Source organism: Bradyrhizobium sp. UFLA05-108, assembly GCF_059803455.1.
Window position 1 is genome coordinate 1 of the sequence record NZ_JBANAZ010000096.1, and the last position, 12,506, is coordinate 12,506.

At 60.6% G+C, this 12,506-nt stretch carries 7 protein-coding genes; 1 reads left to right on the forward strand and 6 read right to left on the reverse strand.

The genetic code is table 11. The features are described from left to right. The coding region (locus SO140_RS41185) for a dihydrodipicolinate synthase family protein (RefSeq protein WP_498543932.1) at positions 1-414 on the reverse strand (414 nt) is incomplete at its 3' end. Between the two features lie 281 nt (positions 415-695). Between SO140_RS41185 and SO140_RS41190 the strand changes: the two genes are divergently transcribed. Beyond that, the gene (locus SO140_RS41190) at positions 696-3,077 is read left to right on the forward strand and encodes a lytic transglycosylase domain-containing protein (RefSeq protein ID WP_449380916.1); all 2,382 of its coding nucleotides are present in this window, start codon (positions 696-698) and stop codon (positions 3,075-3,077) included. 723 nt (positions 3,078-3,800) lie between these two features. On the opposite strand, the gene SO140_RS41195 is transcribed toward SO140_RS41190, so the two are convergent. The 5 genes from SO140_RS41195 to SO140_RS41215 all read right to left on the reverse strand — a co-directional run bounded on the left by SO140_RS41195 (position 3,801) and on the right by SO140_RS41215 (position 12,492). Continuing rightward, positions 3,801-4,115, reverse strand: coding sequence for a DUF3551 domain-containing protein (locus SO140_RS41195; RefSeq protein ID WP_449380858.1), 315 nt, complete (start codon positions 4,113-4,115; stop codon positions 3,801-3,803). Positions 4,116-4,682: 567 nt separating this feature from the next. Then, positions 4,683-6,158, reverse strand: coding sequence for a porin (locus SO140_RS41200; protein ID WP_449380859.1), 1,476 nt, complete (start codon positions 6,156-6,158; stop codon positions 4,683-4,685). 1,032 nt (positions 6,159-7,190) lie between these two features. After that, the gene (locus SO140_RS41205) at positions 7,191-9,158 is read right to left on the reverse strand and encodes an acyltransferase family protein (protein WP_449380860.1); all 1,968 of its coding nucleotides are present in this window, start codon (positions 9,156-9,158) and stop codon (positions 7,191-7,193) included. A 283-nt stretch (positions 9,159-9,441) separates the two neighbouring features. After that, a complete protein-coding gene (locus SO140_RS41210; RefSeq protein ID WP_449380861.1) occupies positions 9,442-10,254 on the reverse strand; it encodes a class I SAM-dependent methyltransferase in 813 nt (270 codons plus the stop codon). A gap of 93 nt (positions 10,255-10,347) precedes the next feature. Further along, positions 10,348-12,492: a hypothetical protein gene (locus SO140_RS41215; protein WP_449380862.1), complete on the reverse strand. Its 2,145-nt coding sequence runs from the start codon at positions 12,490-12,492 to the stop codon at positions 10,348-10,350. Between the last annotated feature and the right edge of the window lie 14 nt (positions 12,493-12,506).

The window sequence follows — 12,506 nt, forward strand, 5'->3', positions numbered from 1 at the left end:
GTTGTAGATGATGATCGGAATTCCAATCGCATCGTTGATCGCCTTGAAGTGCTGGTAGAGCCCTTCCTGGGTCGGCTTGTTGTAGTAAGGCGTCACCACCAGCACGGCATTGGCGCCCGCCTTCTCGGCGTGCTGGGCGAGCTCGACGGCTTCCTTGGTGGAGTTGGAGCCGGCGCCGGCGATCACGGGCACGCGCCCCTTGGCCTCCTGGATGCACCATTCCACGACCTTCTTGTGCTCGTCATGGCTGAGCGTCGGGCTCTCGCCGGTGGTGCCGACCGGAACCAGGCCGTGGGTACCCTCGGCGATCTGCCAGTTGACCAGCGAGCGGAACGCAGCCTCGTCGAGCGAGCCGTTCTTGAACGGCGTGACCAAGGCGGTAAACGACCCCCGGAACTTCGTCTTGGCTGCCATGGGCTTCCTCCGTACGCGTGCTGGCCTGAAAAGAGGCCTCTTTCATATCGGGTCTAATGGGCCGGTAAAAGACCCGGTCAGAGGTGACGCACCGTTTAGGCCGCGATTTTGCCGCGGTGATGGTCCAAACACGGCCGCGGTAAGCGGCTGTTGGTATTTTTTCCGCATATTCAATCAAATACAGCTAGGTCTTGAGCCACTTGAACGATTCGGGGCGACGAAACGCCGTGACCTTCTTTTCCCATGCCACATGGCGATCCGCCGGCCTGGTTGTGTGCCTGATGGCGGGGCTCTCGGTCGGTTGCGCGGCCTTGGCCAAGTCCAATGAGACCACCGCGGACGGGACCAAGGACACAGCGAAACCAGCCGCCAAGGATACCGCGAAGGGCCCCGTCAAAGGATCTGCCAAAGAATCAGCCAAGGGAACCGACAAGGGAACGGACAAGGGAACTGGCAGGGACACGGCCAAGGGCGGCGCTAGCAAGGGAACGGCTGGCGCACCGGCCAAGGATGCTGCGAAGAAACCTGTCAAGGATGCCGGCAAGGAACCCGCAAAGGACAAGCCCAAGCCTGCGGCCGCGGCACCTGCGCCAAAATCCCAGCCGACCGCCAACAGCTCGTCCCCCAAAACCGCACCCGCCCCGGCGGCGACGGCTGCCGTCAGACCAACCGCCGCCCCCGTGCTGGCGCCGGCAACGCGCCAGCATGCCGCACCACGCAAGCCTGTCACGCCGGCTGCGGTCGCTGCGACCTCGTCGACCTCGCAGGCCGACAAGGACACGCTGGAGAACGTCATCGAGCTCGTGCGCAAGCACAGGCCGGGCGATGCCACCGACAACGCGGCTGCGATCTCGGATCCGGTCGCGCGAAAACTCGCCGAATGGATCATCCTGCGCAGCGACGACAATGGTGCCAGCGTCGAGCGCTACCGCGCTTTCATCAGCGCCAATCCGAGCTGGCCGTCGCAGACCTTCCTGCGCCGCCGCCTCGAAGCCGCGCTCTGGGACGACCGGCGCGAGGATCAGGCCGCCTGGTCGTGGTTCGAGAACGAATCCCCGGTCTCCGCCAAGGGCCGTTTCTCGCTCGCCAAGGCGATGCTGGCGCGCGGCGACCGCGCCAACGCCGAACGCCTCGTGCGCGAGGCCTGGCGCTCCGATCCGATGTCGGAAGAGACGGAGAACAACGCGCTCGACCAGTTCGGCGCGCTGCTCACGCCGGGCGACCAGAAGGCGCGGATGGACACGCTGCTCTATGGCAGCGAGCACGAGGCCGCGCTGCGCGCAGCCAAGCGGCTCGGTGCGGGCTATGTGGCGCTCGCCAAGGCACGCATCGCCTCCTACAAGAAGGCGCCGAACACGCGCGCCTTGCTCGAAGCCGTACCGCACGAGCTGCACGGCGATCCCGGCTTCATCTTCAGCAAGATCCAGCTTTTGCGCCGCGAAGAGAAGTTCGCGGAAGCTGCGCAACTGATGCTGTCGGCGCCGAAGGACCCGAACCGGCTCTACAATCTCGACGAATGGTGGATCGAGCGGCGCCTGATCGCGCGCAAGATGATCGACACCGAGGAATTCCGCAGCGCCTATCTGATCGCGCGCGACGCGGCCCTGCCCTCGCGCGACATCTACAAGACCGAGCAGGAGTTCACCGCGGGCTGGATCGCACTGCGCTTTCTCAATGATCCAGCGGCCGCCGCCCAGCACTTTGCCCGCATTGGCGTCGGCAGCGTCAACCCGACCACGCTGGCGCGCGCCGGCTATTGGCAGGGCCGCGCGGCGGAAGCGACGGGCCGCCAGCAGGAAGCACGCAACGCCTATGCACGCGCGGCCGAGCAGTCGACGAGCTACTATGGCCAGCTTGCGCGGGCAAAACTCGGCCTGCCGCAGATCGAGCTCAACAGCGCGCCGCGCGGACGCGGCGCCGAGCGGCTCGAGATCGTGCGCGCGGCGCAACTGCTCTACGAACTCGACGAGCGCGAGATCGCGATCCCCATGCTCGCCGACATGGGCGAGAACGGCGACCCCGAAGCACTTGCCGGCCTCGGCGAGCTGACCCAGCGCTACAGCGACGCCCGCGGCATGCTGCTGGTCGGCAAGGCCGCGCTCAACCGCGGGCTGCCCTTCGACTTCTACGCCTATCCGGTCAACGGCATCCCGCAGTTCAGCCAGATCGGGCCCGAGGTCGAGCGCAGCATCGTCTACGCGATCGCGCGGCAGGAAAGCGCGTTTAATCCGGCGGTGGTATCGCCGGCGCAGGCCTACGGGCTGATGCAGGTGACGCCGGACGCTGCGCGCTACGTCTGCAAGCGGCACGGGGCGACCTACGACCTGTCGCGACTGAAGAACGATTCGGTCTACAACGCCACGCTTGGCGCGGCCGAACTCGGCGGTCTGCTCGAGGACTACCGCGGCTCCTACATCATGACCTTCGCCGCCTATAATGCCGGCCGCGGCAGCGTGAAGAAGTGGGTCGAGCGCTACGGCGATCCGCGCGAATCCAGGATCGACGCGGTCGACTGGGTCGAGCTGATTCCGTTCTCCGAAACGCGCAACTACGTGCAGCGCATCATGGAGAACCTTCAAGTTTATCGCGCGCGCTTCGGTGGCGGCTCTCGGCTGCAAATTGACGCCGACCTGCACAGAGGCACGACCGGCAGCGTCGAGTAACTGCGCGGCTCTGCGTTGAACGTGTTTCCGTCATCTCGTCCGCTGCAATCAAGCGGATCGCAGCCGCATTTCCGTTTAGGAACGTGTCCGCCTGCGAGTCATTAGCCTGCCGTCAAATCAACGGGAGTACGGCATGCGGAATAAGGTCTTCATGGCAATGGTTGCGGCACTGCTCGCCAGTACGTCGATTGCTCCGGCGTTCGCGCAAGGAGCCGGCGGAAGTGGTGGGTCCGCAGGTGCTGGTGGAACAGGCTCGGGCAGTGGCGGAGCCAGCAGCGCTGGACCTGGTGCCGGAGCTGGCGGTATGGGTACGAGCGGGACCACCGGCAGCTCGGCGGGCGCCGGAGCTGGAGCCGGAACATCCAACTCCGCAGGCGGATCTCAACACCCGGGTCCGAGGCGGGACAGGTACTCGCACCCCAGATAGCCTTCCGAAATCGGGAACGGCATGAGCCGAGGACTCGTGGCTTACCGCCCCTCCGCGATCGAGGCGCGGTCCAAGAAGAGCTGCCAAGCCATCGGCGCGGCGTCATAGCTGGCAACGCCGCGCATCAATTCGTCGACGCCATGCCCCCAGAGGCATGTCATGTTTCGCGTGATCTGCGCATCGATATCGATGGCTTTGATGCTGTCAGGTATCGCGACCGGTAGCTCGACGCGCGCGAACTAGCTCCGCGAGACTAGCGAGCCGCGCCGGCAATCCAAGCGCCACGAATTCCATCGTCACCTGACCGGAATGGGCCTGCCCGCGGGTGCGTACGGGCGGGCAACGCCAGTTGTCGCCGACTGCGACCAGTATGGGTTGTCCATGCACATGGCCGACAACCCCGCTGCAGCCGCCTTGCACGCCTCCCAGGACGGGTAGTTGCAGTACATCGTACTGCTGCCACCCCACTCCCACTTCTGGAGGCAGACGGGATATCTGGGATCGTAGCGTTCGGCCGTGGCTGGCGCAGGAGCGAGGATCGTCGCGCCGGCCACGATCGCCGCGCCGAGCACGCCCATCATCGCTTTCGTCCGAATTGTCCAACTGCTCACAGTCGTATCTCCAACTCCGCTGCTTTCCTCGGAAAGAAGCCGTTACGTTCGAGCCAATATACCCCGCAACATCCGCGAGAAAAACCCAGGTGGCTGCTCGTCGGATTCTCTCTCTGATCGGCCGAATGATCGATCATAGGCAGCGTTCACGACGGGCAATCTCTTGGGCGGCGCGCTGTTCTACCGGACGAGTCGGCGAGGTCGACGATGGGCAGGATCGTCTCGGCGACCTGGCTGAATTGCACCCTTTTGCGGCCCGCCAGGCGAGCTAACTACGGGCCGAGGTGGGCCACCGGCGCCTGCTCCCGGATCAATGCTGTCCGAGCCCCCTCCCATGCCACCGGCGCCTTGGGCATGTGCAAAGCCTATGGCAGCGACGATCGCTGCGCCAAGCGCGCCAATCACCGCTCCCGTTCGAATGGTCGAACCGCAACTCACGCTGAAGACTTCAATGCCGCTCCCCCTCGAGAAAGCCGGCTCGGTCGAGCCAATATAGGCCGCAACACCAGCAAAGAAAAACCCCGGCGGTTTCCCGCCGGGGTTCTCTGATCGGTCGAAAGATCGATCTTAGAAGTTGCGCTGAGCGCGGAGGAGCAGGGAGACCGAGTCCTGGTCCTTCATCTCATACAGAGCTGCCGGCTTGGCAGCCGCAGGAACGCCCGGGCTCGCGATGACGCCAGAGTACTTCTGGTCCAGACGCGACCAGTTGACGTCCGCCGTGAAGGCCAGGTTCTTGACCGGGGTCCACACGGTGTTGACACCGATCACTGCGAAGTTGAAGTCCGGGTTGCAGTTGCCGGTCAAGCCGAGGAGCCCAACCATGTTGGCACAGATCGCGGTCTTGCCACCGCCACCGTATTGCACTGCGCCGTAACCGCCGTAGATGGCGCTGGCCCAGTTCGGGTTCCAGTTGTGGGTGTAGCCACCACGGAAGCCCCAAGTCTTGACGGTCTCGATACCTGAGCCGTTGACGAAGACGCCATCAGCAATGCCGGCGATCCCGAGGCCCTGGTAGGCGCCAATGCCGCTGCCGCTGTACATAAAGAACGTCTGCGGGAACAGGCTCTGGAAGTTGTAGCGAGACGCGCCATCCGTGTAGACGGCCTGCAAGTTGATGGAGTCGCCAGGTCCGGTCGGGATGTTCTTGATCGACAACGAACCCTGAACTGCCCAGCCCCACTTGTCGTCGGGGTGACCGGTCGGCTCAGTCAGGCCGTAGTAGGCGGCATGGAGGTTATGTCCAACAACCGACAACTGGGCCAGACCCCAAGCCTGGTCGACGCGGATCGCACCGACGAGGTCGGGAACACGCGTTCCACCCCAATCGTTGTTGCCGTAGATACCCTGAACCATGTTGGCTGCAGTCGCACCCGACAGGTTCCAGAGGTTCGACTCGCCACCTGCCGAAGTCGTTTCATCCTGCAACGCCACCGAAGCGGTGATGCCCTGACCGAAATCAGCCGTGTAAGCGACCTGGTTCACGCCGGTGACGTGGTTGGAGCCGCCCGGAATGGTATCGGGACCGCCAGCCGGATAGCTCTGCCACGGTGCGTCGAAGATCGAGACCGTGCGGCCGAAGGTGAAGCCAGCGAACTGGATGAACGCGTGGTAGAGACCGAGCGAGGCGCTGCCGGTTGAGAACGTCGACGGGTTGCTGCCGGTGACCGAGGTCGTATCCCAGGTGAAGACCATATCAGCGTAGGTGCGAACCACGCCGTACTCGGTGGCCGTACGCGTATCGACCGTGAAGTCCATACGGGCGCGGCTGCCCCAGTAGTTGGTCAGACGGTTGTTCGAACCCTGGTTCGCGCCTTGACGGAAGCCGTAGTCGCCACCGAGGGCCCAGGCATCGGCGCGCAGATAGCCGCCGAACTTGATGCAGGTGTCAGTGCCCGGCATGTAGTAGAATCCGGCACCGTACAGGGAGCAGATCTTCACGTATTCGACCGCTTTGGCCTTCACGGGGAGATCGGCTGCCTGTGCTCCGCCCACGGCGATCAGACCCGCCGCTGAGCCGAGCAAAAGGCTCTTAACCAACTTCATGTTAAACCTCCAAGTTGCTCTTCAGGGAAGGTCACTGACCGGATGGCCAATTTCCCATTCCCGTTTCAAATCACCGCCTAGCCGCTTCGCGCCTTCGGACACACCCGCATGAACGCGAGGGACTTAAGCGAACCACCTAAAACGGGACGACCTCGGGATGCCCCCCTCCGTCGCCCGGTCACAATTACCGAACGTCCTTGCACACACAACAAAAGAACGCTCCAGACCGGCCCTACGAAGCGCGTTTTCCAACGGGTGTTGCACAAATAACACGTGGATGTGATCGCGGCGCGTTTGTAAGTATTTGTTTTCCATGCCGTTTTTGAAACGGTTCCAAATGCCACCAAATTCTTCGCCGTGAAGCGGCGGCCGTGCCAGCTCTCCGTGACGCCCTTGCGACGCACGCGAATCGAAGAATCGGCAACCGACTCGGAATGGATGCTGGATGGTCTCGTCGCCGCGCCGTTCGACCGTTGGGCGCACCAGGCCAAGCCAAAGACAAAGTGCGATTTCGCGGGGGACGAGCTGCCGCCGCGGCCGGACTAACCTTGGACTTATATTGTGCGGGGGATTTGTAACGGAGGCTGGACGTCACGACTGGCGGAGACGGAGTCCGCTCAAATGCGGCACTTTCTCGAATATTTTCGAGTATTTCGGATTTCTACCCACACTTAAGCCCACACGGGCCCGGCGACTTGCTGCGGAGTACCGGCAGATGGAGGCGGTTGCTCGGTCGTGGGCAAGTGCCATGCCTGAAGCCCGGGATGCCCTCCTTGAGATTGCGGACAACTACCATGCAGCAGCCGCGAAGAGCGGGGCGCCCTCCTCTAAACAACAACGCCGCCCGCTTGCAATAAAAGCAGGCGACGTTGCTCCAGCCCCGGGACGAGTGATGCAAAATCCCGGATCACGACAGTGTGGCTGATACGTTCGGAATTGTCTGTTCGGTTACCGACAATCTCGGCGGCAGCTATTGAGGTACCGAGTGTCGGGCTTGATATCTCGCGGTCATCCGATCGTTGACTGATCGGACTAATGGCGAAGGGGAAATGACGCGACTGCTGGAAGGGCAGCTTTTAGCTTTTCACCGATAATGAGCTCCCCGCAGACGCTCAAATGATCCGCATCTCTGTACGTCAGACAATTGCCTTCTAGCAGCCTCATAGCGTCCGGCCGGACAACGTCGAAGAAAGACAGATAGTGGAAATCTCTTCGTTGTCGGGCGACACTGTCACGAATTCTTTTCTCGAGTGCAGAAAAGATATCCACTGACACTCGGTTAAGAGGGAAGCCTGCCTTCGCAACCCGCTTCATACTCTCAAGATCGTTGAAGTTAACTCTCGCTTCGACAAATGGACCCAACCAAATTACGTTGGTCAATTTGGACATGGCTTGCAGGTAGTCGATCGTGGTGTCGATTGCACCGTCGTTAAAGTGATACTTGCCCCCAAATCTCAGCACGTCGCTAGGCTCTTCGCGCCCACTTTCATCGAGCACCAGATGAGAGCCCGCAAAATGCACGATAACGGTTCCAACGAGCTCCTTATGGCCCCTCAGAAATTCATCGAATCCTATGTAGGGACATTGATTGTCATTGTTCCAAGGCCGGCAGCCGGGATTTGCCACGCCGACAACAGACCCTCCATAGTTGCTTCTGTATAGTGCATTGTAGATGTTCATCGCGTGGGAATCGCCGAGAACGACCGTTACGGGCCCATACTTCGCCGAACAGCCAATGATCCGTTCACTGGCCGCAGAGTCGATTCTCGGTACCCAGAAGACGCAATCCCCATTTGTACCCATGTCGTGAGTGAGATCTGGACCGGCGTTGTCCATGATCAATTGGTAGAGGCGTCGCTCATTCGTTTCGCTGAAGTAGAGGCTCTGTTTTTCGAATCCACCCGTGGAAATCGCGGCGACACTGAAGCCAGTTAGACAGAAAATCCCTCCGAGGCAAAGCAGAGCAAGTCTCGACCTGTTCAGCCGCTTACGATCTCTGGCCGGTTGCTCGATGAAGATGTAGGTCAAAACTGCAAGCATGAGCGACAGTGCCGTAAGTGCCAAAGCCACACCGGTGCTGGGCCTGTCATGGCCGTCCAGTCTAGCGAAAACAAAGATAGGCTGGTGCCAGAGGTAAGCGCTGTAACTAATTCGACCAATTGCTACTGGTATCTGGCTCCCGAGCAGCCTTCCGATGTTGGTCTTCGCGGTCGCGAACAGGATTACGAGGCAGGCCCCAAGCACAGGAGGCAGAGAGCGAAAGCCGGGATATCGAAGCTCAGCATGGTCGACAAGGCTCCAACAAATCAATCCGATCCCGATGAAGCCCAAGAAATCAAGCGCCCCCTTTGGTAGCCGAGTTCGCAGATCTGCAGCTGGGGACAACGCGATCAGAGAGCCAATCAGCAATTCCCAAAAGCGGCTCGGAATCAGAAAGAAGGTTGCTTCCTTTGTCTGAGGTCCCCACTCGGCATAGGCAAGGCTTGCGACTGCGATTCCAGCAAGCAGCGCCGCGGCCCTGGTCCGACCGAACCGGAGGGAGCTGCCGAGGAGGATCGGAAAAACAAGATAGAATTGCTCTTCGACGCCAAGACTCCAAGTGTGCAATAATGGCTTCAGTTCGGCTGCAGTATCAAAGTAGCCACTCAGGGACCAAAAATAGACATTTGATACGAACGCACTTACGGCAATCACGCTCTTGGAAAATTCTAGTATCTCGCGCGGAAGCATCAAAATGACGACGAACGGGATGCACGCCAGTACAACTACGATGAGTGCCGGCAATATTCTCCGCGCCCGCCTTTCGTAAAATTGCGCAAATGTAAACCTGTCAGTCTCCATCTCCGCGCTGATAATGGACGTTATCAGGTACCCACTGATGACAAAGAAAATGTCGACGCCTAAGTAACCACCGGGAACCGCATTTAAGCCCGCGTGGAACAGGATGACTGAGAGAACGGCAATGGCTCGAAGGCCATCTACTTCGGGGCGATATTTCATTGATGCCATGAAGCTTAAGGCGTCGAGCCATGATGGTCGCCAGCAAAGATAGCTGGCGACCCGGCTAGTGCTGCCACTCGTGCGGGGAATTGGTCAATGGGGCTAAGCGCGGATTATTTCCGATTGTTGCCGTCGTGCATCGGTGCGCAAAACGAGTTTCTTGCACGCTTCGACCGGCTGCATTGCCCGCGAGTTTGGTCTCGAGTGGGCTGGTCAAAGCGCGCCGATCATTGCGCCGGCCTATCAACAACGATCAACGTAGTGGTCCAGGCGACAACGTTGTTCAGTCCGGTCGCGCGATAATACGGCCCTTGATCGCGAAAAGATCGTCTTGATCATAACGCAGGAATTGCTCTGCAACTCCGCTAATTGGTTCGCCTGGGATTGTTGTTGCGTCGAGTATCGTAAAGCCGGCCTCTTCAAATAGGCGAACGTAATCACTGTGCCGCAAGCGATTCACGTACTGCTTGCCACTGTTGAACGGACGCCATTCTGTGTCTGAGTAACGCAAGAAATTGAAGCGAGATACGCTCTCATCGGATCTCGCATAATGATCGCTGTAATCTATCGAGTGGATGGTCAGCCCCTTCGTGACAGCGCGGAGCCCCGAAAGAAGTGGCTTAAGTTGATCGGCCGGGACATGTTCAAGAACTTCGTGGGAACATGTGCAATCAACCTCACTATCGGCAGATGAAACATGATGCGGCGCTCGGTAGTCAATTCCGAAGCTTCGCAGCTCATCCCAGTTAGCGAAGGATCTGTTGGGTAAAATATGCATCGCCGCATGCTGGACGAGATCAATCTTTGCGAGCGGCTCGATGTCGCTGGCGATAACGCGCTGAACACCGAGCTTTCTCAGTGTCAACGGAACTGCCAAGTCCCGGCCTGCGCCGATCTCTAAAACAGACGTTGGCGGTCCGCCGGTGTGCCTTGTGTAGTCTTCACAAAGGCGCCTGGCTGCTGTTGACAGGCCATCCAACCTCTTCACTGGGCGCGGCCAGTTTCGCGTCACATGCCGTTGCAGGAAATAATGGGCATGCGCTCCACCAGGAAGATCGAGCGCCCGGAACGCCAATGCCTTGATGCGCCAGTCCATGAGCCAGCCCAGAAATAGTTTAGAAATTTTCTGGAAATCTATGGAAACAATTATCGGGGCGCAACCACAGATTTTGTGCCTCTCACAGCCGTCTTAAAAGACCTGATTTGCGACGATCGCACCGGTCGTAAAGCTCCCCGCATTGTTGAAGGTATGCGTGCAATTGCCGGGGCTCGTGGTTCCAACCACGATCGCGCCGGAAGTCGAACCGGACTGCCGCGTGATCAAGTCGACACATGCGGAACCGCCGCTACCGGTGACGTTGTGGATGTTTACGAGGATGCCACCCGCCGTCACGTTGAAAAAGATCGGACTGGAAATTCCCTCACTATGGAAGCCATCGATATTAACGATACCTCCAGCGTTCACGATTGTGACCGCATTTCCGGTGAGAGCGCTCGCCTCGACAATGCTGTCACGCAAGGTGGTAACAGCGGCCGTATACCCGATGATTATGCCGGGATTGGTCGTAGTGTTGCTGGGCGTACAGAACAGAACATTTGCTATGAAATTCGACGCCCCGCCGTATCCTGTATCGGTGACGAGACACGATCGCTTTCCCGAGTAAACCGCAACATTGTCGACCGCAATCAGTTGCTGCGACGCGTTGGTATAGATCATCGCGATCGCGGAATTTGCACTCCCTGATCCCGTGTATAGTTTTATTTCCCTGATCGCGGACCCGAAGCACGCGATATGCGCCTGCGGATCGCAAAGCGTGATGAAGTGCTGTGTCGCGGCATCGGAGTCGCACTGTTTGAGCGAACTGCTCATCGGACCCTGTCCTCTGAGCGTCACTCCAACCGGCACCATCAAGCCGCCGCAGATCAGCGAGGATCCTGCAGGGACCATCACCACGCTGCCGGCGTGGCCAGGCGTGTCGATGTTGAGCGCTGTGCGCGCGCTAGCAAATGAAAGCGTGTTCTGAAATGCTGCAGCGTCGTTGGTCGCCGTGCCGTCGCTGCCGTTCCAGTTCAAGACGGCGCCGAATTGGCGGACGTTGACAAAAGTGCCCTGGTCGACGACGAGCTGAAAATGCGTCCCCACGGAATCGGTGAAGCTGCCGGTCGGCGTGGTGACGGTTGCCACCGTCCAGGTGAAACCGCTGCCAGTGCCACCCATGCTCGCGGCTGTCGCCGAAAGTACATCACCAGCCGCGTATCCATTGCCGCCGGTGCCGGTGATCGTGACGCCGGTCACCACGTTGCCCGCGACCGTGACGGTTGCGATCGCGCCGGTGCCGGTGCCGCCGGTGAGCGCTACGCCGCGATAGGTGCCATTCGTGTAGGCCGAACCGGGCGCAGTGAGATTGCCGGTTGCTATGAAACTATCGATGAAGGCTGCGCTGCCTACATTTTTGAACGTTGCACCGCCGCCATCGCCAGCCGCGGCGTAGCCGCCAGTCTGCACCACGTTGAACGTGTGCAAGTCGAGCGCGGTTGCCGTCGCGCGTGCTGAGACAAAAAGCGCGGGTGTCGCCGCAGCAGGCGTCGTGTTGCAGGTCGGGCAACCAATGATCAGCGGGTTGGTGCCCGTGATCGTGATGGGGCCGCCGCCCTGGATGTTGTTAGTGATCGTCTTCGGCGAGGTACCCGTGATCGAGATACCGTTGCCGGCCGTGAAGGTCGTGCTCGGGATCGAGACGCACGAGACGAGATTACCACCGCTATCGAAGCAGGCGCCGGAGTTCGCACGCGAGGCGGACGCGGCCAGAACCGTCAGCGTCTCGCCGGGAGGCGCAAGCACCGCGCGCCCCGAGACATCGTTGATCTTGTCCCAATCCTCGCGCAGCATCGCGACGATATCGGTGATCGCCTGGTTGAGATCGCGCGCCGCAACGCCGCGGTTCTCGGCGAACTGGCTGGTCCGGCGCGGCCGGCGGGCGCCGACGATCTGCACCGTGCCGGTCTGGGCCTGCGTGAAGGTCAGCACCGCGTCGGTGATCGGGCGCGGAATCGTCGCGAGCGAACCGGTCGGGCTGGTGATCGTCCAGTTCCCGGCCTGCGTGATCCGTGTGCCGTTGACCCAGACCTCGAGCCAGTTGGCGACGTCGTTGCTATCCGCATAGAGCTGGAAGCCGACGGCGCAACTGCACATCGACGAGGTGATGTTGTAGCTGGTGCGGCGCTCTTGATCTGGCAGAGCGGGCACGGGCCCCGGTGCTTGCGCGAATGCTGGAGCGAACCAGGCGAGCAATGCAGCCGCGAGGACAACGCGGCCCGCGAGACGGGCGAACATCGGACCGACCTTCC